Raw genomic sequence first — 20644 nt, 5'->3', positions numbered from 1 at the left:
AAATATAGGTTTTTGCCTTTGTCAGCCAGTTATTTACTGGCAAAACAACTGCAAAGTATAATTTTATTAAAAATCAGTGTCTTTCAGCAGGTCAGGTCTGCGCAAACGTGTACGCTCTATAGCCTGCTCAAAACGCCATTCATCTATTTTAGGTCCGTCTCCGGATAAAAGAATGTCTGGTACTTTAAGCCCTTTGTACTCGGCAGGGCGGGTATAAACCGGCGGTGCCAGTAAGCCATCCTGAAAAGAATCTGTTAACGCAGAAGACTCATCATTCAACACACCGGGTATAATCCGGATAATAGCATCTGCCAGCACTGCAGCACCCAGCTCCCCACCCGATAGTACATAGTCACCTATGCTGATCTCGTGGGTTACAAACTGCTGCCTTACCCGCTCATCTACGCCTTTGTAATGGCCGCAAAGTATAATTACATTCTGCAGCAGCGAAAACTGGTTGGCAATGTTCTGGTTCAGCGTTTCTCCGTCCGGCGTCATGTAAATAACGGCGTCGTATTCCCGCTGGGCTTTCAGTTCGGAAAGGCACTTGTCAATGGGTTCGATCATCATTACCATGCCTGCACCACCTCCAAAAGCATAATCATCGATCTGGCCATGCTTGTTAATGGCATACTTGCGCAGGTCGTGGATATGTACTTCTACGAGGTCTTTGGTCTGGGCCCGCTTCAAGATAGAATGGCTGAAAGGGCTTTCCAGCAGGTCTGGCTGGCAACTGATAATATCGAAACGCATCAGGCTTTTTCTTCTTCCTGCTCGTCGTCCATGTCGTCGGCTTCGTCTGGCCTGGCTGGTTCTGTGTATACTTCCAGCAACCCTTCCGGCAGGCGTACATGCAGCACTTTGGCGTCATGGTCAGCGCGGAGCAGTATTTCGTCCATTACCGGTATCAGCATTTCCTGGCCCTGATAATCCATGGCCATTAGTTGCTGTTGTGGCAGGTCGTAAAACTCTCTTACCAAACCAAGTTTGCCGTGGTTCTCATCCACTACCTGGTACCCGATCACTTCATGAAAGTAAAACTGATCTTCTTCCAGTTCGGGTAACTCGTTTAGTGGAAGGTACAGGCTGGTGTTGCGCAGTTTTTCGGCTTGTTCAATTGTTTTAATATCCTCAAAACGAATAATAAAACGGCCTTTCTGCTGCGGTTCCATGGACTCAATAAAAAAAGGAACCAGTCTTCCCTGTTGTTCAAGGAAAACTGATTCCAGATCTTCATAATCTTCCGGATAGTCTACATCAAAAAACGCAACTACCTGGCCTTTTACGCCATGTGTTTTGACAATATATCCCAGCAGAAAGCAGGCATCAATGTTCATGGCGTAAATAAATTATGCTTGTTCTTCTGTAGACTCACCACCTTCAGCCGGAGCTTCAGTAGCTTCTTCGGCAGGAGCCGGAGCGTTTGCAGCTAACTTATCAGCTTCACGCTGACGGATAGCTTCTGCGCGAGCCTCTTTAACTTTAGTTTCAGCATCGAAAGCAGCTTTCTTAGCAGCATCTTTCGCATTGCCTAAGCTTGTGCGTTTCTCTTCGATCTTCACTTCTTTCGTTTCTTTCCACTCTGTGAAACGGCTGTCAGCAGTTTCCTGAGAGATAGCACCTTTGATAACACCAATCTGAAGGTGTCTTCTGTAAAGGATGCCTTTGTAAGAAAGCATTGCTTTAACAGTGTCAGTCGGCTGTGCACCGTTCATCATCCACTGGAAAGCTTTTTCTTCGTCGAAGTTAATTGTAGCAGGATTCGTGTTAGGGTTGTAAACACCTAATTTCTCAATGAACTTACCATCACGTGGTGCTCTTGCATCAGCTACTATGATATCATAGATAGCTGCCTTCTTGCGGCCTCTGCGGGCCAATCTGATTTTAACTGCCATTTTTTTTAATTTTATGACGGATCCCGTCCGTCTTTTTAGAACCGCAAAGGTAGTAATTTGATTTGAATTGAGAAATATTATTTTAAATATAGCGCTTGAACTAACTGATTTTCTTTGGATTGTTTGCAGGCAGCCCGGCGCAAAGTATAAGTACAAACAATAAATTTCAGCTGATGCTGTTTAATGTTTTATTTTGGTGCAAAGTATAAATCCGGTTGCTGGTTTTAATTGCGCTATCTTTGTTTATAATTTACTTATTACTCATGAAACTACTGATTACCCGCCTCTTGCTTGTACTGGCAGTTATTACCAGCGTGTCGGCATGCACCACTTCTAAAAAGAAACCTGAACGCGTTATCGTTATCAGCAAGAAAAACAATGTAATTAAAAAGGATAACGGCAACCACAAAGGCTGGTATAAGAACCCCAATAACCCGCACCACCTGCACACAACCAACCCGGGCCACACCAAGCACAAAGGCAAAGGCATGCCGGGTAAAGGAAATAATGGCAAAGGAAAGAAGCATTAAGCTTGGCCTTATTAAAAGTATAAATCAGCAATTAGCATAAAACAAAAAAGCCTCCTGCTAAATACAGGAGGCTTTTTTGTTTTATGCTTTTACTTTAGCTTCTTTCAGTTTGATGATGTTGAGTTTATTCAGTGTCCAGATAACAGGCCAGGTTGGATCAACTTCCCACCATTTTACGCCAAAGTTAACGCGGTTAGGCAGTTTGTGGTGGTTATTCTGGAACAACTCGCCACCCGTCAGGAAATCGAAGAAAAGTGAGTTTCTGGATTTATCGTTGTTATCAAAGTTCTGGTAGCCATACTTGTGTCCGCTCCAGTTAACGATAGCGCCATGTATCGGGCCCATTAAAAAGTGAATGGGCAACAAGAGATACATCCACCACGACGTTGCAAACTGGATGTAGAACAATGCATATACTACGCCCCAGCCAATACGGGAATAATACGTGTCGCCCAGCTTCTCGATAGCCGGCCACAACGGGTAGTTTCCTTCAAATCGGCGCTCGGTTTCGGTGCGGTTATGCAATACGTTGTTATAGATTTCTTTCGTTTTCCACATCATCGTAAAGGCGTTGCTCGAAAAATGCGGCGAATGCGGGTCGCGCTCTGTATCCGAAAAAGCGTGGTGCATGCGGTGCAAAACAGCATAAGCGCGCGGCGACAGGAACGACGAGCCTTGTGCCATATAGGTTAACAAGAAAAATGCTTTTTCCCAGAAGCGGTTCATAGTAAACATCTTATGCGCGCCATAGCGGTGCAGGTAAAATGTCTGAACGAACAGGGACAGGTACCAGTGTACCACAAAAAAGATAAGAATAATCATCAACTTAAAGTATAAATGCTGAATTTGGTAGTGCCTGCTGATAAAAAGGCCGGCTTTTATCCTGGCAAATTTACAACACAGATCGAATGTTAAATAGCCGTAACACTATAAAAGTTCAGAAACTGACGAAAATCATCTTTCCAGACGCAGGGGTTGCGTTAATTACCTGAACGGGGCCCAGGCCGGCGTGGCAGGCGGAAGCGCACTGATCGTTACGAGTGTTTTAAGCGTAGGATGCTCGAATTGCAATTGCCTTGCGTGCAGGGCTATACTTTTATCCGGCAGTGGTTGGGGTGCGCCATACTTCAGATCTCCTAAAATAGGGCAACGCATAGAGGCCAACTGTACACGTATCTGGTGGGGCCTGCCGGTTATCGGGTTTACTTCCAGCAGAAATTTACCTTGTTGCTCGCGCAGCAGTTTGTAATTCAGTTCGGAGCGCTGTGCCTGTGCGTTTTCTTTGCTGAAAGCTTTGGTTACGTTGCGGGAGCTGTCTTTTAAGAGCCAGTGCACAAGCGTTTGTTGGTCGGAAGGAGGCCTGTTTTGTACCACTGCCCAATAAGTTTTTTGTGTTTTGCGGCTCCGGAACAACTCATTCAGGCGGGCAAGTGCTTTAGATGTTTTTGCCAGCAACACCACGCCACTCACAGGCCTATCCAGGCGATGCACTACGCCGACGAACACGTTGCCGGGCTTGTTATACTTTTCACGGATGTACTCCCTTGCCAGATCGGCCAGTGTGGTGTCGCCGGTTTCGTCGCCGTGTACCAGCAAGCCCGCAGGTTTATTTACCGCCAGTATGTGGTTATCTTCGAACAGAACCTCTAACATTTAATTACGAGTTACAAATTAAGAATTACGAATGAGTAAAACTGCTTCCGGAAAGTATAAACGAGAATTCACTTAGAAGTATGCTTTCAAAGCAATGGAAGTATAAAAGCTGTTTAGCGTTTTACCTTGGAATGGTAAAACCCGCAGCAAGGGCAGCGAAAACAATTTCATTTTAAAACACTAAACAGCTTCCTCTTTTCAAAATAGAATTACGAACTACCCATTCGTAATTCGTAATTCTAAATTCGTAATTAATATGCTTCTTTATCTGTCGGGAAACTGCGGCTTTTGACGTCCTGTACATAGTTTTGTACCGCATCGGTCATAATATCGTGCAGCTCGGCGTAACGGCGCAGAAAGCGCGGCTTAAATTCTTTGGTGATGCCCAGCATATCATGCACCACCAATACTTGCCCATCCACATCAGGGCCGGCACCAATGCCAATAATCGGGATATGTAAAGTTTCGGCAACGCGTTTAGCCAGCGCAGACGGAATTTTCTCCAGCACAATCGCAAAGCAGCCGAGTTCCTGCAACAAGAGCGCATCTTCAACCAGCTTTTCAGCTTCGGCATCTTCTTTGGCGCGCACCGTATAAGTCCCGAATTTATAGATGGACTGCGGCGTTAAACCTAAATGGCCCATTACAGGTACGCCAGCACTCAAAATCCGAACAATAGAATCCTTTATTTCGGCGCCGCCTTCCAGTTTTATACCATGCGCACCCGATTCTTTCATGATGCGGATCGTAGAACGGAGTGCTTCAGACGAATTTCCCTGGTAAGAACCAAACGGCAGATCCACCACCACAAACGCCCTGTTCACACCACGCATCACCGAAGACGCATGGTAAATCATCTGATCTAACGTAATTGGCAAAGTGGTTTCGTGGCCCGCCATTACATTAGAAGCCGAATCGCCCACCAGCAGCACATCTACGCCGGCAGCATCCAGAATAGTAGCCATCGAATAATCGTAGGCCGTCAGCATGGATATTTTTTCGCCGCGCTCCTTCATGTTCTGTAACTGGTGCGTGGTTATTTTTTTAAGGTCGCTTTTATGAATAGACATAGGCGTAGATGGTTTAGGCTGTAAAGCTATAAAACTTGCTAACAAAAACAGCTACCTTTTACGGTAGCTGTTTTTGTTAGCGGTTAAATCCTGATCTGTTTCTGGTTAAGCGTAAGTCGCGGAGCAGGGCAGAGCGTGCGTTTATTGTTACATTGTATCCTTGCATAAATCCGAAAGGCACCCAACCGATGCTCATTTCCCAGCAATGCAGATCCCGGTGTATGTTGATGTTGGCGTTGGCAATATTATTATCCCGGAAATTGTAACTGGCATTGTAGGTAAATTTCCATTTGTCAGTTAGGTTCAGGGAGCCATCTACGCCAAGCGTTTTATCGATCCTGTCTTCGTCGTTCGGGTTCAGGGCTTTTGCATAGTATAGCGTAAAGTCCAGGTTCAGCGTCCACGGAATTTTAAAGTCTACATACCTTGGCTGCAACGGGTTAAGCGGGTCCATGCCGGGCTGCATAGAAGGCAGATTTGTTTGCGGTGGTGTCCGCTGGTTCGATTCTCTGGATGCCGGGTTCAGGTTGGCGCTGATGTTCAGGTTGGCGTTGGTAAGGCGGGCAAATTTGAGTTTAGAGAAATCAAATTCATACTCATTTACGCGGGTATAAAGTATACTTTCCACACCGTTATTGGTAACTACTCTGGAGCCGATCTTATACGGATCAAAAGTAGAGTTAAAGCTCAGGTTGATGATCTTGAACAGACGGGTGCTCATGTTCACGTTTATCTGGCTTAGCTGGAAAGAGTCGGCTGCAAAGTTGTAAGAGCCGTTCAGACTCAGGTTATCGATCAAACTGACTTTCTCGAATTTATTGGAAGTAGAATCGCTTTTAGATTTCACTTTCATTTCGATCTGGTTGTTTATATTAAAGCTAAGCGCACTTTGCAGGCCATAACCCGGCACATTGCTGTTAAAGCGGGGCAGTAAAGCATATTCTGGTCGCAGCGTTGTTTCATTGGCGCCGATCAGCGTGTTCTGGTAAAAGCCATAGCGCTCGTTCCCAAAATCCGGGCGGTAGCTATACGAAATACTAGGCCGGATCAGGTGGCGGATCGCCTCAACCCTTTTCCCTTTGATATAAGCCGTTCCGTAGATAGTGGTACTAAGCGAGGCGCCTGCACTATAATCGTATACACGGCCAAAGTTGGTTGTATCTACACGTACCTTCTGCGAATCCGGATCGAACGTGTACGAAAATTTATTATCAAGCCATGTTTCCTGGTAAGTTACAGAAGGAGAAAGATTCAGATACTTTAAAATTTTGAAGCTACCTAAGCCCAGCGCGAAGTTGTGGTTAGCCGAACGACGGCCGTTTTTCCAGAGCGCAGCCAAATTTTTTGTACTGATGTCCAGCGTATCAGAACGGCGGTTGCCACCCAGCACTTCTACACTTCCGCCCAAACCACCACTAATAGAGCCGGTCGCAGGTATCAGGTTCGATACCTCGTTGCGTGCTGTTACATTGTAGCCGATCGTGAAATTCTCGTACCATTGCCCGGTTGGGGTGTTTTTAGAGAAGATCTCATAAAAGCTGATGGGCGTCATACTGAAGTTAAGGTCGGGCAATACAAAGTTCATAATGCCTTTGCCGCTCAGGCTGCTTGTTTGCCCCTGGCTTAACTTGGCTGTATAACTGAAGGGGGTATTCTGGATATTTTTCTGGTAGGTGATGTTAGAGTTAAACGTAGGTGCCAGAAAGTTTGCCGAGCTGTTATAGTTTATGCGTTGGTGAATAGTACTACCTGCATTCACGTTTGCCGACAAGCGACCACGGCCGGGTTTCTGTACAGGTGAGTGTGCCCAGTTAAACCAGATAGAGCGCGAACTTGGCGGCAACTGCCTGCGGATATCGCTTGTAGAGCGGGAACCTCCAAAAAGATCAGCTTCATCGTTCTTAAAATAACGGTAATCTATACTTAGGGAGCCGCTGTAAGCGTAGCGTTTAATGTAGGAGTTGTTTGCACGAATGTTATAGCCGCCCAACGAATAGATATCGCCTGTTAAGCTGGTACCGATGTAATCGTTCCAGGCAAAGTAGTAGCCGCCGTTCTGCAAGTAAAAACCCTGCGCCCGCGATTCTCCAAAAGTAGGAATAAGTACACCGGATGCCCGGTTAGCTTTGGGCTGTGGAAACAAACCAAATAAAAAGCCCAGCGGCGTGGGTATATCACCAATTACCAGGTTAAAAGGCCCGGATAATACTTTTTTGCCGGGTTGCGCAATAATACGGTCGGCGTTGATGTAAAAGTGCGGGTGCTCCAGGTTACAGGTTGTATAACGGGCATGGTACACTGAAATTTGCTCCTCGTTGTTGCGTTTTACTACTTCGCCGTGTATATACCCTTCGCCTTGCTGCGTTACTACTTCAGAAATATGGCCTTTTTTTGTTTTGTAATTGTAGGCAATACGCTTGGCAGCATACTTTTCAGAGCCATTTACAAACATCGGGGTTCCCACTTCTTTGCCCGTAGAGTCGGGGAGGGTGGTAGCATTAAGCGTGGCTGTTTCGTAGTTGATCTGGATGTAGGCAGCTTCCAGCGTAATCTCGCCGTAGTTGATTTTGGCATCGCCGTAAAGATGTACGATTTTGGAACCAACCTCAAAAAGTATGGAATCTCTGGCGGAATATTTGATAGTGGTCTCGATGTCGCCTTTAGGGGCAGAAAGTGCCAGCGAATCCTGGGCGCCGCCGGTGATGGTATCCGGCTGGCCCACAGGTTTTAACCTGGTTACGCCCTGTGCGTTGGCACCGGGCAGAGAAAGTATAAAAAGCTGCAGTAGCAGCATAAAAATCAAATAGTAGCGCAACTTCTTCAGACTTCCCTAAAGTTTTATTTATTTTGTACAAAGTTATTCTTTTTAACTTTTAACTAACGAACAACGTGAAAAATATTGTTACCGTCACCCTGCTTACGTTTGTATTTTTCCTGCTTACTTCAGGCAAGTTAGAGTATAACAAAGAATATAAAATCAGAACAATCGTGATCGATGCCGGGCATGGCGGCAAAGATGTGGGCTGTAATGGCCAGGTATCCAAAGAGGCTGATGTAGCCCTTAAACTGGCACTGGAAGTAGGTAGCCTGATCGAGAAAAACCTGCCTGATGTGAAAGTGGTGTATACCCGCAAAACAAACACCTTTGTCGAGCTCATCGACCGCGCAGGGATAGCTAATAAAAACAACGCCGATCTGTTTATTTCCATCCACCTGAACGCAGGCCCGCCAGCCGCACACGGTACCGAAACTTATACCATGGGGCTTCATACTTCGGAAGGTAACCTGAAAGTGGCCAAGCGCGAGAACGCTGTAATTTTGCAGGAAGATAACTACAAGGAAAACTACGGCGGCTTTGACCCCAACTCACCGCAGAGCCATATTTTATTTGCCCTTCACCAGAGCGCATATATTGGCAACAGCCTGCGTTTTGCCGAAAAGGTAGAGCGTGAATTTAAAAATAAAGTAGGCAGAAGCAGCCGTGGTGTAAAGCAGGCCGGCTTTTTGGTACTCTGGAAATCTTCGATGCCAAGTGTGCTGATAGAGGCTGGCTTCCTGACAAACCCAACAGAAGAAAAATTTCTTAACGATAAGACAAACCAAACGTATATGGCTTCAGGTATATATCGTGCTTTCAAAGAATACAAACAAGAACTGGAAGCAATGAATTAATTCTGTAAGTCAAACCTCTCTTTCGTGAAGATATCAAAAGAAATTAAAGTTGCGCTGCTCGGTGTAGTGGCATTAATACTCCTGTACTTTGGGTTCATGTTTTTGAAGGGGTCTAACCTCTTCTCAGACAGCAGGAAATACCATATTATTTACGATAATGTAGACGGTCTTAGCGTTTCTAACCCGGTTATGCTGAACGGGGTGCAGGTAGGCTCGGTGCAGGCTATTAACCTGATGCCAAAAGAAGGAAATAAGATAAAAGTTGATATTGAAGTGCTCAAAGACCTGCAGGTAGGAGACTCTACCATCGCAAGTTTAGCAAATTCCGACTTCCTGGGAGGCAAAGCTGTTGTGTTGTACCTGGGTAAAAGTGTGAAAAAGTATAATGGCGGCGAACGCCTTATCGCATTCAAGGAAAGCAGCATTACCGACCTGATCTCGACTAAAACAGTTCCGATCATTGATAAAGTTGATACTACGCTTGCCCGTGTTAATCGCTTGCTCGATAGCGAAGCCAAAGGTAATGTACAGCTTATACTTGCCAATACACAGGCTACCACTGCTGCGCTGGCAGAACTGCTAAGAGCTAATCAGAAGAACATAAACGACATTACCTCTAACATCAGTTTGTTAACGGCTTCACTCCGAAACACGCAGGGCCAGATACACCAGTTGGCTGTTAACATGACCGAAATTACAGATACGTTAAAGCAGGTAGAAATTAAAAGCCTGGTTTCCAATGCCAATAACGCTGTTAAAGAACTCGAAACCACCATCACAAAACTCAACTCAGATCAAAGCTCAATTGGTAAACTGATGAACGATGATGGGCTCTACCAAAACATGAACCGCTCTACCGAAGCTCTTAACCTGCTTCTGCGCGATATTCAGGCATACCCGAAACGCTACGTGCATTTCTCGGTGCTGGGCCGCAAAGACAAGTATAAAGTGGATGCAACCGGCCGCGTAATTACCCTGGACGAAGTAAAAGACATGCAGGACGAAAATCCGGATGCTTTTAAACAAGCCGTGCCCGATACGGTTTATGTACCTGTAGGTGAAGCCTCCAGAGTGAAATCTAATTAAGGCATCTTTATAAAAATTGTATATTTGTAGAATCCGCTGTTTAGGGCGGATTTTTCATTCCTACACGTTTCTCCTATATCTATAAAACCCCGATGGATATCGAATTCAACAAAAACGAAGACACCCTGAAACAGCTCGTTTACCAGCTAAAAAACAAACTTGCAAAAGTATATTTAGGCGGTGGCGAAAAGCGGATTCAGAAAGAGCATGAAAAGGGCAAAATGACAGCCCGTGAGCGCATTGCCTACCTGACCGATGAAGGAAGCGAGTTCCTGGAAATAGCTGCTTTTGCCGGCGAAGGCATGTATGCAGAGGTAGGCGGTTGCCCAAGCGGCGGCGTAGTAACCGGTATTGGCTACATTAAAGGTCGCCAGTGCGTAATCGTTGCCAACGATGCCACTGTTAAAGCTGGCGCCTGGTTCCCGATTACAGCCAAGAAAAACATGCGCGCGCAGGAAATCTCGATGGAGAATAAATTGCCGATTGTTTACTTAGTTGATAGCGCTGGCGTTTTCCTGCCGATGCAGAACGAGATTTTCCCGGATAAAGAACACTTCGGGCGTATGTTCCGCAACAACGCCGTGATGAGCTCGATGGGCATTGTGCAGATTGCCGCTATTATGGGAAGCTGTGTAGCCGGTGGTGCTTACCTGCCTATCATGAGCGACGAAGCCCTGATCGTAGAAGGAACCGGTTCTGTCTTTTTAGCAGGATCATACCTGGTAAAATCAGCTATCGGCGAAAGTATAGACAACGAAACGCTAGGCGGTGCAACTACGCATTGCGAAATCTCCGGCGTAACCGATTACAAGTGCAAAGACGATAAAGAGGCGCTCGACCATATCCGTAACATCTTCGATAAGATGGGCGATAACCCGAAAGCCGGCTTTAACCGCGAAACACCTGCCGCTCCGAAACTAGACGAAAAAGAAATTTATGGCCTGTTGCCAGCCGACCGCGTGAAGCCTTACGACATGATGGATATCATACTTCGGATGGTGGATAATTCGGAGTTTGAGCCTTACAAAGAATTGTACGGCCAGTCTTTAATTTGCGGTTTGGCCCGCATTGATGGCTGGGCAGTTGGTATTGTGGCCAACCAGCGCAAGATCGTGAAAAGCAAAAAAGGCGAAATGCAGATGGGTGGCGTAATCTACTCCGACTCCGCTGACAAGGCAGCCCGCTTTATCATGAACTGCAACCAGAAGAAAATTCCGTTGGTGTTTCTGCAGGATGTGTCCGGGTTTATGGTAGGCAGCAAATCAGAACACGGCGGCATTATTAAAGACGGCGCCAAAATGGTAAGTGCCATGGCTAATTCTGTGGTACCTAAATTTACCATCCTGATTGGGAACAGCTACGGCGCAGGCAATTATGCTATGTGCGGAAAAGCTTACGACCCACGCCTGATTTACTCGTGGCCAACGGCGCAGCTGGCCGTTATGAGCGGCGCTGCGGCAGCTAAAACGTTACTGCAGATTCAGGTATCAGCGTTAAAGGCAAAAGGCGAAGAAATTACGCCGGAAGCTGAAAAAGAACTCCTGGACCGCATCACCGACAAGTATAACGAAGAATTATCGCCATACTATGCAGCGGCCAGAATATGGGTAGATGGCATCATCGACCCATTGGAAACGCGCAAAGTAATATCAGTAGGAATTGAGGCGGCCAACCACGCGCCGATCGAAAAACCTTACAACGTAGGTGTTATACAAACGTGAGAAAATTAAAAATTATGAATTAGAAATTAGAAATGAAGGTTACTGTAATAGGAAAGAATAACCAGGGTGGCTTAAAAATTTCTGGTTTCTGATTTTAAATTTCTAATTATACATACCGTGACGAAAAAGGAAATTAAAGCGCTCATCTCATTGCTCGATGACAACGACCACGAAGTAATGGCGCATGTAGAAAGAAAGATTGTATCGTTGGGAGAAGGCATAATTCCTTTTCTGGAGGAGGAATGGGAAGAATCGCTGAACCCGGACCTACAAACCAAAATCGAAGACCTGATCCATAACCTGCAGTTCGATGGCTTGCTCCGCAGACTGAAAGCCTGGAAAGAAGCCGGCGCCGAAAACCTGCTGGAAGGTATGTGGCTCGTTAATTCATACTTGTATCCGGATGTAGAACTGGGCGCTATCAACAAAGCCGTAGACCAGTTATACTTTGATGCCTGGACGCACATGAAAGACGAGATGCACCCCTACGACCAGGTAAAAGCCTTGAACAACGTCATGTTCCGGGAAAAGAAGTTTGCTGCCAATACCAAAAACTTTCATTCGCCGGCCAACTCGATGCTGCACCTGGTGCTCGAAACTAAACGCGGCAACCCGCTTACGCTTTGCGTACTTTATATGACCATTGCGCAGCGCCTCGGCATGCCAGTGTACGGCGTTAACCTGCCTAACCTGTTTATCCTTATTTATAAGATGGAGGGGATTCAGTTTTACATTAACGTGTACAACAAAGGCCTTATACTTTCCAAAGCCGATATCGATAACTACATTCTGCAGCTTAACCTGAACCCGATCGATATTTTTTACGAGCCCTGCTCTAACCTCGATACCGTTCGGCGCGCTTTACGGAACCTGGCTTTTTCTTTCGAAAAGATGAACGATCCTGAAAAAGCCACTGAAGTAACAAAACTCCTTACCGCCATCACAGACGAAGATCCGGTAGTTTAACCAACAAGTATAAAAAAAGCGCCGCCCCGAAAATCCAGGGCGGCGCTTTTTTATAGGTTATACTTTGTTAGTAACGTTTTATCAAACAACCAGTAGGTCGTTTATCCAGTACCGTTACGGTTTTGTCGTTTAATACTTCGTCGATTACATTTTTCAAGAAGAAGCTTTTTACACCGCTTTCCAGTTGCGGGTTATCATCCACCGCTCCCTTGTACTTCAGTATAAATTCGCCGTTGTTGTTTTTGAGCACGAAGGCTTCCGGTGTTTTGGTAGCGCCAAATCTGCCGCTCAGCTTTTGTCCTTCATCGGCCAGATAAGGGAAGTTATACTTTTTAACAGCCATATCTGCCAATGTTTCGCTGCCATCGCCAGAACCTATACTTGGGTTGATGAACACAAACTGGACACCTTTGCTGCTGTAGTTACCGGCCAGGCCAACCAGGCGGTTTTCGTATAGTTTAGCGTAAGGGCAGTTGTTGTTTGTAAAAACGATCACGACCGCTTTGGCGTTAGCAAAATCGCTGAGCGAAGCACTTTGTTCAGTACTGGTTTTTAAAGTGAAGTCGGCAACTTTATCGCCTAACTTGTAGCTTTGGCCAAAAACCTGAGCCGATAAAAAAAGTGCAAATGCAAGTGAGGCAAAGTGTTTCATGGTTTCTTGTTTATTTAAACAGGCTGCACGTCGTTATCCGAAGTATACGTAAGGATGTGGCCTAAAAGTGTTTCGTGGTAAATCTGGTACAATTTATAAAAATTATCTGTCTGCACACAGCCTTGTAAAATATTACTTTCCGAAGATGGGCAGAGTAAAATATTATCTTTAAAAATCAACTTTTTACGGGTATACATCTTATACAACGTCTCTTTGGCGCTCCAGTACAGGCAGGTTTCTTTTTCTGAAGCTAAAGTATAAACCTTCTCTTTTTCAGTTAAAAACTTATCTGCTACCCGCAGCGCTTTCGGAGTGATCAATTCAATATCTATGCCAACCTGTGCCTTACTTGAAAGTATAACCGCAGCCAGTTCCGGCGAGTGCGTGATCGATACATGGAAGTTGGCATTTTTGAAGTATGGCTGGCCTGTTTCGGCCCGTAAAACCGGCAGTTGCTCATCGGTAAACTCCGCTAACAAAGTATAAAGCAGCACCCGGCTGGCCAGCCATTCGCATACGCGGCGCTGGTGCACATGTTCGTTCAGGTAACTGATATCCACAAAAGCGGGCAGAGCTGCGCGCAGTTCGGTTTCAGTTTCAGAAAGTTGCCAGATTCCGAGCAGGGTATGGTCGTTTATTTTTCGGGTGAGGAGTAGGGGCATGGGCAATAAGGCCGCTTTATCAGGGTTAGTAAACTAGGGACGGCCTGCGGTTTAGCCGGAATTATTGTAAATTTAGCTAAATTTTAAAAGTAAGAGCAAAAGCCGCTATGGCAAGTAAAATACAAGTACAAAAACTGGCCACCCTTACCGGCCACCGCGATTGTGTTTATGCCCTGGAAAAGTCCGGGGAAGAGCACATTATTTTTTCGGCTGCCGGCGATGGCATGGTAGCCGCCTGGGACCTTACAAACCCCGAAAACGGCGAACTGATAGCCAAAGTAACCACCTCCGTTTACGCGTTATACTATTTGCAGGAGCGCAATCTTTTACTGATCGGGCAGAACCAGGAAGGTATACAGGTAATCGATCTGGCAAACAAAAGTATTCTTAAATCGGTCGCGCTGCCGAAAACCGCCATTTTTGATATACAGGCCATCCCGGAGCTGAACAAAGTATACGTAGCGCTGGGCAATGGCAGCATAGCCATACTTGCGCTGGACACGTTCGAGCTGCAGACCCAGATCCGGAAAGCCGACCAGAGCGTGCGCTGTCTGGCCTATAATAAACACACCAACGAACTGGCAGCAGGCTACAGCGACAATGTAGTCCGGATTTTTGATGCCGAAAGTATGGAAGTAAAGTATGAATTAACCACGCATACCAATTCTGTTTTTACGGTAGCATATACCCCGGATGGCGAGTTGCTGCTAACAGGTGGCCGCGATGCGCACCTGCGGGTTTGGGAAACAACGCAGGAGTATAAAGAACGCGGCTATACCATTGCGCACATGTATACCATCAACCACATCACCTTCAGCCCCGACGGAAATTATTTTGCTACCTGCAGTATGGATAAATCGGTGAAGGTATGGGATGCCGCCACGTTTAAATTATTGAAGGTAATAGACAAAGTACGAAGCGCCGGCCACGGCACATCGGTTAATAAATTATTTTGGTCGGGTCATCATAATCAGTTAGTTTCGTGTAGTGATGACCGCACCATTTCGGTTTGGGATATAAATTTTTAGGTTAGCGTTATGAAGATTACACCATTAGACATCAGGCAAAAAACATTTGAGAAAGCGTTCAGGGGATTAGACAAGGATGAGGTAAACGCGTTTTTGCTGACGCTCTCGCAACAATGGGAAAAACTTCTGGATGAAAACAAAGACCTGCGCATGAAACTGGAAACCGCTCACCGCGAAACCCAGAAACTGCGTGAAGTGGAGTCATCACTTTACAAAACTTTAAAGACTGCGGAAGATACCGGCAACTCTATACTGGAGCAGGCAACCAAATCGGCAGAGCTAAAAGGCCGCGAATCGGAGCTGAAAGCAAATGAGTTGATCTCGCATGCCCGCACGCAGGCACGCCAGATGCTGGAAGAAGCCAAGAAAGATGCTGAAAGTGTAATTGCTGCCATGCAACAGGAAGTACGTGGCCTGGAGCAGGAGCACCTGCGCCTGGAAGGTTACCTCGATACGCTGGTGCGCGATCTGCGCAACCTGGCAAATGAGGCGCTCGAGAAAGCAGAAAAGACAAAAGCAAAACCTAAAAGTGTTTCATCTAGTATTCTTTCAAGAGCAGCAAGTGTAAACGTACAGGACGCGGAACTGCTGCAAACCCTGAAAGACATCGACATGACAGCATCTACACAAACATTTCAGTTACCAGCTTCTACAGCGGCCAACGCGCCGATGGCAGTAAGCAGTAACGATCAGTTTCAGCCTTTCGGCGATCCGGCACCGGACGTAACGCAGCCGCATCCTGAAATTCCGAGCCCGACAACGCCAGTACCAAACGTGCCATCTCCTGAAATTGAGCAGCCGGCACCCGATTATCCGGGGCACATTCCAGCGCCTAGCATCGAGCAGCCCGTCCCTGAAATTCAGCCGGTAACGCCGGACCAGCCGGAAATACAACCGCCTATGACAGAGCCATCGCGCAATAGTTTTGCTGCGCAGGCACCCGTAAAGCAAACGGCAGGCTCTTTCTTCGACGAGATTTAAGCTAGCAGATGGGGCAGATTGCACTGGAAGGAATGGAGTTTTTTGCCTTCCATGGGTACTACGACGAAGAACAGAAGATCGGAAACAAGTATGGCATCGACCTGTACATTGAAACCGACCTGCGCCGCGCCGCCGAATCCGATGATTTGCATGAAACGGTGAATTACGAAGTACTGTACAAACTGACGCTGGAAGAAATGAAAATTCCGGCCCGCCTGTTAGAACACCTCGGCCACCGCATCATCGACAAAGTATACGAGCACTTCCCGTTTGTGCAATCCGTAAAAGTAAACGTTTGCAAGTATAACCCACCGTTAGGCGGCATCTGCAAATGGGCAAAAATTACACTCGAAGAAGCGAGATAAAGTATAAACTGAAGTATAAAAAAAAGCAGCTGGCCTAAATAGAGCCAGCTGCTTTTTTTTATACTTTGAAATGAGTTTCTAAAGCAACTTTAGTAATTCTGCTGCTGCCGCAAACGCTGATTTTTGTCCTTCCTGCACCACGGTCTTTAAAGCCGGTAACTGCATTTTAACCTGCGGATTGGCGTAAAACTTTTCTTCCAGCCCCTGACGGATCGCTTCAAACATCCACTGTAAATTTTGGTCGCGCCGTTTCTTCTCGAAAAAGCCGTTGTTTTGTGTGAGCTGTAAGTACTCTGTGATCGTTTCCCAGATCTGATCCAGGCCGGTATTCTGCAAAGCAGAGCAAACGCTCACTTTTGGCAACCAGCCCGAAGCGGCTACCGGGTACAAATGCAGGGCATTCTGGTATTCGCTTTTAGCAGCGTTTGCTTTCAGGATATTCTGTTCATCGGCTTTAGTAATGGCAATGGCATCGGCCATCTCCATAATACCGCGTTTTATCCCCTGTAGCTCATCGCCGGCACCGGCCAGCATCAGCAACAGGAAAAAATCTACCATCTCGTGCACCGCCGTTTCGGATTGCCCAACGCCCACTGTTTCTACAATGATGGCATCAAAGCCGGCTGCTTCGCATAAAAGTATACTTTCGCGGGTACTGCGCGTAACGCCACCCAACGATTTGCCTGCCGGAGAAGGCCGGATATAGGCCTGTGGATTCATGGAGAGAAGTTCCATGCGGGTTTTATCGCCGAGTATACTTCCGCCGGAACGCTGGCTGGTTGGGTCGATGGCAAGTACGGCCAGTTTCTTTTGCTGAGCTTGAATGAGGTACGTACCGAAGGTTTCGATGAAAGTGCTTTTACCAACCCCTGGCACACCTGTTATCCCGATCCGGATGGAGTTGCCGGTGTGAGGTAATACTTTGTCCATTACTTCGTGGGCCAGTTCCTGGTCCGAGGGCAGCCTGCTTTCCACTAACGTGATGGCCTGACTAAGCAGTACGCGGTTTCCGGCTAAAATGCCCTCTACATATTTATCTGCTGCGAAACGTTTGGCCAAGGCTATTGAAGTATAAAAGGTGGAGTCTGTTTACAAAATTAAAATTAATTACGACCGCTGCCAGTTTCAAAGGCACAATCATACTTTCTTAAGCTGATAAAGTATAAAACGGACGAGGCCAGCTAAGATTAAACTGCCCTCATCCGTTCCTGAAGTATAAAACTGCTAACGTTCTGTGGTAGCTCTGATGGCCACTTGGGTTATGCCTTGCGGAAAATTTGGCAGGCCCAGATCACTTTTACGGCCTCCTAAATGGAACCCATCATCGTTATAGGTACAGGCCTTGCCTTTTGCATTTGGAAAGCTGATCACGCCTAAATGAACATTATCTTTGCGGGCCACATATATTCTGCCGTCCGGGCCAAGCTGCATCGCACCAATACGCGGGCTACCGGACTGGGCTATTACTTCTGAGGATGCTTTTATTTCTTGGGCACTACCTCCGGCTACATCGAACTGAATGATTTGCGCTTTGTTGCCGCCTTTGCCGTTGGTAGTACCATACAATTTGCTGCCGTCCGGCGAGAAAGCCACGCCATACGCTTCCTCGTAGCCCTGCAGCACAATTGGATCAGAAATTATGCCGGTGGCCCGGTTGAACCAAAGCAACTCAAAAGAGCCGTTATCATCAAACAAAGCCGCTGCCAGCCTTCTGCCATCCGGCGAAGGTACCAGGTAACCGATGGCTTTGCGGTTCATGCCGCCATGCACGCTGCCCACGTTACTAATAACCGGCTGCACCGAAACGCCTTCGTCCGAAACCAAATATGAAATGTACGCATCACTGTTCCAGCGGTGTGCAATTACCCACCAGTCGCGGCCATTCTGGTGGCGTACGGCTGTCAGTTTTTCAGTGGAGGGCGCGATCATGAAAATATTCTTGGATACGATATCGCCAAACCCTTTCTCTTTGGTAAGATCGACCACGTTGTAGCGCAGCCCGTTGCCCTGTGCCTGGATATCAGTCGTGAAAATATAATACGTACTGTCAGCGCCGGGCTTTGGAAGTATAAGCGCCGATTGGGTGGAAGATTTCATGCCCATCAGGCCATTGCCGTTGGGCATTACGCGGTTGTTGCGGTTCCAGACGGTAATGCCATCTGTAGAAAAAAGCAGGTTGCCCTGCGCATCCGAAATAGTGGCGCTGCCTTCTTCGGTCATCAGGCGGCCATTGGTCAGGGCGTGGGCTTTTCCGGCTTTAAACGTGATGCCCGCATTTTTTCCGAAATACCAGTTGGCTGCTTCGCCTTGTGCAAAAGAAGTATGGCTGGCCAGAAGTAGGGTAACGGCAGCTGCTAAAGTTTTAAGTCTGATCATAAGGGATGGCTCTTTTTGTGGCATTTGTAAATCGAATGCCAGCTAATAGACTTAACAGTTTATTTTAAGAATTAGATTTTATGCTTTTAACGTGTGCGGGGGCATTTTCTGTTTGTTCAACCTATAATTATTTACCGGATGGGTTATAAAAAATAAAAGACAAGCGTGGGCCTGTCTTTTATCAGTTTCAAAGTATAAAAAATTATTGACCGGTGGTTGCGCCGTGTGCACCTGTTTCGGCTCCGGTCTCGTCTACTTCGGCAGAGTCTGCAGCGCCGGTGCCAGGCAGATCGCCAGAGCCTTCCACACCGGTTTCCTGTGTGTCGCCGGTTGTTGTTTCGGGTGGCATATCGCCGTTGTTGCCACCACATGCCGTTAAACTAAGCGATGCACTTACCAGTACAGCCGCTAGTATCGAGATGCTGTTTTTTCTCATAGCTTATTTTGTTTGTTGTACGGGTACGTATACGGCAGTTCGGGTATTAGCGCTGTTTAATAAGGTTTTTTCAGAAATGAGATCTTACCCATCGAGTCTTTCTCGTACCTGGCCAGGCAAAGCGTTTTAAAACTCTCTTCGAAGTAAGGGGCAGTTCCGTTTACCTGTTTTGGAGCCGGATTTTTATCCGAGAAAAAGTATACCTGCGTGTTGCCATACTTGGTGTGCGGCATAAAATTTCCGTACTGTTCCATCTCCTGCCACAAGGTATCGTTTACCGTTACGGCATACACCCGGATAATAGGACCGGTGTTGTTTTCGTTACGGTAAAAGGCAACTTCCTTAAAATCGCCGTTCAGGTCGTTAACGCCGGGTTGCGAAAACGAGTCGCTGATAAACCAGATGATGAGCACCGCAGCAATGGCGGCTAGTATATATTTCAGTTTTTGGCCTGACATAGAAAATAGTTTTAAAGATGAAAGTATACTTCCGGTGCAAAGGTACGGCATTTAAAATGCTTTCGGGAGATTCAGGGTCAGAACGATTTTTAACCTGAAATCATCTTTTAAAATCTGGTTTCCGTATTAGGGTCGGTTAACGGCGAAACAGTTTATAAAACAAAAGCTGTTTCGGAACGCCATGAATAAGTGTTAAACCAAGCATTCGTGTATATGATTTCTCCAGCCAAAATGAAGAGCAACTTTTTAAACAGAACTTTTTTTTATGTGATCGCTGCGATGTCGTTTGCTGTAACGGCCTGCGATAAAGATGACTCCGAAGAAGCGGCGCCTGCCGTAGTGGACGCTCCGTGTAAGGTAACCGAAATAAATGCAGACGGGCAAGCCTCTAAGCTGGAGTATAATGCAGATGGCTTTATCACCAAAATAACTGCTGCCGATACAGATGAAGACGGCAACCCGGTTACAACTACCGAAAGTTATACTTACAACGCTGCAAACCAGTTAACCAAAACAGAGCTCCGCATAAAAGACAAGCTGATTAATACGGCAGTTTATACATACCAGAACGGCTATGTACAATCTGTTAAGCGAACGTACAGCCAGCCTGTTTCCGAGTCTGTTACTACGTTTAAGTATGATGGCAACAAACGCATAGCAGAGAAAAGTGTGTTATCGGATGGGATTACGTATACGACTAAGTATACCTATGATGGCAACGGGAACATTGAGAAGGAAGAAGGCTTTTATGAAGGCAATCTGGATAGCAGAACAGTTTATTCTGGTTACGATGATAAGCCTGCACCTTACGTTGCTGTAAAGGGAAAGCCTATGGTAGAAGAAACCGTCAGCAAAAATAACCCGGGCAAAATGATTACAAATATCATGTATGATTTAAACGGGGATGGCGTACCGGAGCCGGAAAGCGTTTATGAGGTTACATACAAGTATGAGTATAACAGCAACGGCTTCCCTGTAAAAGTACTGGAAACAGACAGCTACGGCGATGAAACAGAAACCAGATTTACTTACGAGTGTAAATAATACTTATACCTTATACTGCTGTAAAGTATAAACCAAGTATAAATCAAAA

At 46.3% G+C, this 20644-nt stretch carries 22 protein-coding genes; 9 read left to right on the top strand and 13 right to left on the bottom strand.

What is annotated here, in order from left to right; translation table 11 throughout:
- Positions 1–66: 66 nt before the first annotated feature.
- From trmD to DP923_RS01045, 3 genes are read right to left on the bottom strand one after another with little or no spacing between them, the layout of a single operon-like run.
- Entirely contained in the window at positions 67–753 is a 687-nt protein-coding gene (gene trmD, locus DP923_RS01055; protein ID WP_112303731.1) for a tRNA (guanosine(37)-N1)-methyltransferase TrmD, read from the bottom strand.
- A complete protein-coding gene (gene rimM, locus DP923_RS01050; RefSeq protein WP_112303730.1) occupies positions 753–1337 on the bottom strand; it encodes a ribosome maturation factor RimM in 585 nt (194 codons plus the stop codon). Before rimM ends, trmD begins: the two co-directional genes overlap by 1 nt.
- Positions 1338–1349: 12 nt before the next feature.
- Positions 1350–1895 (bottom strand): 30S ribosomal protein S16, encoded by a 546-nt coding sequence (locus tag DP923_RS01045; protein ID WP_112303729.1) that lies wholly within the window; start codon positions 1893–1895, stop codon positions 1350–1352.
- A gap of 263 nt (positions 1896–2158) precedes the next feature.
- Between DP923_RS01045 and DP923_RS01040 the strand changes: the two genes are divergently transcribed.
- On the top strand, positions 2159–2425 hold the full coding sequence (locus DP923_RS01040) for a hypothetical protein (protein WP_165838124.1): 267 nt from the start codon (positions 2159–2161) through the stop codon (positions 2423–2425).
- An 81-nt stretch (positions 2426–2506) separates the two neighbouring features.
- Here the strand turns inward: DP923_RS01040 and DP923_RS01035 are convergent, their stop codons facing one another.
- From DP923_RS01035 to DP923_RS01020, 4 genes are all read right to left on the bottom strand, one after another.
- Positions 2507–3247, bottom strand: coding sequence for an acyl-CoA desaturase (locus DP923_RS01035; protein WP_112303728.1), 741 nt, complete (start codon positions 3245–3247; stop codon positions 2507–2509).
- A 162-nt stretch (positions 3248–3409) separates the two neighbouring features.
- Positions 3410–4078 carry an RluA family pseudouridine synthase gene (locus DP923_RS01030; protein WP_112303727.1) on the bottom strand — a complete coding sequence of 223 codons (669 nt, stop codon included), beginning with the start codon at positions 4076–4078 and terminating at the stop codon, positions 3410–3412.
- A 251-nt stretch (positions 4079–4329) separates the two neighbouring features.
- Positions 4330–5148: a 3-methyl-2-oxobutanoate hydroxymethyltransferase gene (panB, locus tag DP923_RS01025; RefSeq protein WP_112303726.1), complete on the bottom strand. Its 819-nt coding sequence runs from the start codon at positions 5146–5148 to the stop codon at positions 4330–4332.
- Between the two features lie 76 nt (positions 5149–5224).
- Positions 5225–7942: a putative LPS assembly protein LptD gene (locus tag DP923_RS01020; protein WP_125047606.1), complete on the bottom strand. Its 2718-nt coding sequence runs from the start codon at positions 7940–7942 to the stop codon at positions 5225–5227.
- A gap of 95 nt (positions 7943–8037) precedes the next feature.
- On the opposite strand from DP923_RS01020, the gene DP923_RS01015 reads away from it, so the two are divergent.
- The 4 genes from DP923_RS01015 (at position 8038) to DP923_RS01000 (ending at position 12593) form a co-directional block, all read left to right on the top strand.
- Positions 8038–8820, top strand: a complete 783-nt coding sequence (locus DP923_RS01015; RefSeq protein WP_112303724.1) for an N-acetylmuramoyl-L-alanine amidase family protein — start codon at positions 8038–8040, stop codon at positions 8818–8820.
- 24 nt (positions 8821–8844) lie between these two features.
- A complete protein-coding gene (locus DP923_RS01010; protein ID WP_112303723.1) occupies positions 8845–9906 on the top strand; it encodes an MlaD family protein in 1062 nt (353 codons plus the stop codon).
- Between the two features lie 92 nt (positions 9907–9998).
- On the top strand, positions 9999–11627 hold the full coding sequence (locus DP923_RS01005) for an acyl-CoA carboxylase subunit beta (RefSeq protein ID WP_112303722.1): 1629 nt from the start codon (positions 9999–10001) through the stop codon (positions 11625–11627).
- A 117-nt stretch (positions 11628–11744) separates the two neighbouring features.
- Positions 11745–12593: a transglutaminase-like domain-containing protein gene (locus DP923_RS01000; RefSeq protein ID WP_112303721.1), complete on the top strand. Its 849-nt coding sequence runs from the start codon at positions 11745–11747 to the stop codon at positions 12591–12593.
- A 67-nt stretch (positions 12594–12660) separates the two neighbouring features.
- Here DP923_RS01000 and DP923_RS00995 read toward each other — a convergent pair whose 3' ends face one another.
- Positions 12661–13245: a thioredoxin family protein gene (locus DP923_RS00995; RefSeq protein WP_112303720.1), complete on the bottom strand. Its 585-nt coding sequence runs from the start codon at positions 13243–13245 to the stop codon at positions 12661–12663.
- A 14-nt stretch (positions 13246–13259) separates the two neighbouring features.
- Positions 13260–13907 (bottom strand): 4'-phosphopantetheinyl transferase family protein, encoded by a 648-nt coding sequence (locus DP923_RS00990; protein ID WP_112303719.1) that lies wholly within the window; start codon positions 13905–13907, stop codon positions 13260–13262.
- 107 nt (positions 13908–14014) lie between these two features.
- Between DP923_RS00990 and DP923_RS00985 the strand changes: the two genes are divergently transcribed.
- Genes DP923_RS00985 through folB form a run of 3 tightly spaced genes read left to right on the top strand, consistent with a single transcriptional unit; the run spans position 14015 to position 16281 of the window.
- Positions 14015–14935, top strand: a complete 921-nt coding sequence (locus DP923_RS00985) for a WD40 repeat domain-containing protein (protein WP_112303718.1) — start codon at positions 14015–14017, stop codon at positions 14933–14935.
- Between the two features lie 9 nt (positions 14936–14944).
- Positions 14945–15916, top strand: coding sequence for a DivIVA domain-containing protein (locus tag DP923_RS00980; RefSeq protein ID WP_112303717.1), 972 nt, complete (start codon positions 14945–14947; stop codon positions 15914–15916).
- An 8-nt stretch (positions 15917–15924) separates the two neighbouring features.
- Positions 15925–16281 carry a dihydroneopterin aldolase gene (folB, locus tag DP923_RS00975; RefSeq protein WP_112303716.1) on the top strand — a complete coding sequence of 119 codons (357 nt, stop codon included), beginning with the start codon at positions 15925–15927 and terminating at the stop codon, positions 16279–16281.
- A 78-nt stretch (positions 16282–16359) separates the two neighbouring features.
- Here the strand turns inward: folB and meaB are convergent, their stop codons facing one another.
- From meaB to DP923_RS00955, 4 genes are all read right to left on the bottom strand, one after another.
- Positions 16360–17340, bottom strand: a complete 981-nt coding sequence (gene meaB / locus DP923_RS00970) for a methylmalonyl Co-A mutase-associated GTPase MeaB (protein WP_112303715.1) — start codon at positions 17338–17340, stop codon at positions 16360–16362.
- A gap of 165 nt (positions 17341–17505) precedes the next feature.
- Positions 17506–18657 carry a TolB-like translocation protein gene (locus tag DP923_RS00965; protein ID WP_112303714.1) on the bottom strand — a complete coding sequence of 384 codons (1152 nt, stop codon included), beginning with the start codon at positions 18655–18657 and terminating at the stop codon, positions 17506–17508.
- Between the two features lie 202 nt (positions 18658–18859).
- Positions 18860–19093 (bottom strand): hypothetical protein, encoded by a 234-nt coding sequence (locus DP923_RS00960; RefSeq protein WP_112303713.1) that lies wholly within the window; start codon positions 19091–19093, stop codon positions 18860–18862.
- A 56-nt stretch (positions 19094–19149) separates the two neighbouring features.
- Entirely contained in the window at positions 19150–19551 is a 402-nt protein-coding gene (locus DP923_RS00955) for a hypothetical protein (protein ID WP_112303712.1), read from the bottom strand.
- A 207-nt stretch (positions 19552–19758) separates the two neighbouring features.
- Here DP923_RS00955 and DP923_RS00950 point away from each other — a divergent pair, with 207 nt between their 5' ends.
- A complete protein-coding gene (locus DP923_RS00950; RefSeq protein ID WP_165838123.1) occupies positions 19759–20595 on the top strand; it encodes a hypothetical protein in 837 nt (278 codons plus the stop codon).
- The last annotated feature ends 49 nt before the right edge of the window (positions 20596–20644 follow it).

This window comes from Pontibacter arcticus (genome assembly GCF_003284895.1).
GTDB lineage: Bacteria > Bacteroidota > Bacteroidia > Cytophagales > Hymenobacteraceae > Pontibacter > Pontibacter arcticus.
The sequence above is the reverse complement of the archived record's forward strand: the minus strand, read 5'-3'. Positions and strand labels throughout refer to the sequence as shown.

Coding starts and splice junctions, on each gene's coding strand:
- trmD (WP_112303731.1), bottom strand. CDS start 753: ATGCGTTTCGATATTATCAGTTGCCAGCCAGACCTGCTGGAAAGCCCT.
- rimM (WP_112303730.1), bottom strand. CDS start 1,337: ATGAACATTGATGCCTGCTTTCTGCTGGGATATATTGTCAAAACACAT.
- DP923_RS01045 (WP_112303729.1), bottom strand. CDS start 1,895: ATGGCAGTTAAAATCAGATTGGCCCGCAGAGGCCGCAAGAAGGCAGCT.
- DP923_RS01040 (WP_165838124.1), top strand. CDS start 2,159: ATGAAACTACTGATTACCCGCCTCTTGCTTGTACTGGCAGTTATTACC.
- DP923_RS01035 (WP_112303728.1), bottom strand. CDS start 3,247: ATGATTATTCTTATCTTTTTTGTGGTACACTGGTACCTGTCCCTGTTC.
- DP923_RS01030 (WP_112303727.1), bottom strand. CDS start 4,078: ATGTTAGAGGTTCTGTTCGAAGATAACCACATACTGGCGGTAAATAAA.
- panB (WP_112303726.1), bottom strand. CDS start 5,148: ATGTCTATTCATAAAAGCGACCTTAAAAAAATAACCACGCACCAGTTA.
- DP923_RS01020 (WP_125047606.1), bottom strand. CDS start 7,942: ATGCTGCTACTGCAGCTTTTTATACTTTCTCTGCCCGGTGCCAACGCA.
- DP923_RS01005 (WP_112303722.1), top strand. CDS start 9,999: ATGGATATCGAATTCAACAAAAACGAAGACACCCTGAAACAGCTCGTT.
- DP923_RS00995 (WP_112303720.1), bottom strand. CDS start 13,245: ATGAAACACTTTGCCTCACTTGCATTTGCACTTTTTTTATCGGCTCAG.
- DP923_RS00990 (WP_112303719.1), bottom strand. CDS start 13,907: ATGCCCCTACTCCTCACCCGAAAAATAAACGACCATACCCTGCTCGGA.
- DP923_RS00985 (WP_112303718.1), top strand. CDS start 14,015: ATGGCAAGTAAAATACAAGTACAAAAACTGGCCACCCTTACCGGCCAC.
- DP923_RS00980 (WP_112303717.1), top strand. CDS start 14,945: ATGAAGATTACACCATTAGACATCAGGCAAAAAACATTTGAGAAAGCG.
- folB (WP_112303716.1), top strand. CDS start 15,925: ATGGGGCAGATTGCACTGGAAGGAATGGAGTTTTTTGCCTTCCATGGG.
- DP923_RS00965 (WP_112303714.1), bottom strand. CDS start 18,657: ATGATCAGACTTAAAACTTTAGCAGCTGCCGTTACCCTACTTCTGGCC.
- DP923_RS00960 (WP_112303713.1), bottom strand. CDS start 19,093: ATGAGAAAAAACAGCATCTCGATACTAGCGGCTGTACTGGTAAGTGCA.
- DP923_RS00955 (WP_112303712.1), bottom strand. CDS start 19,551: ATGTCAGGCCAAAAACTGAAATATATACTAGCCGCCATTGCTGCGGTG.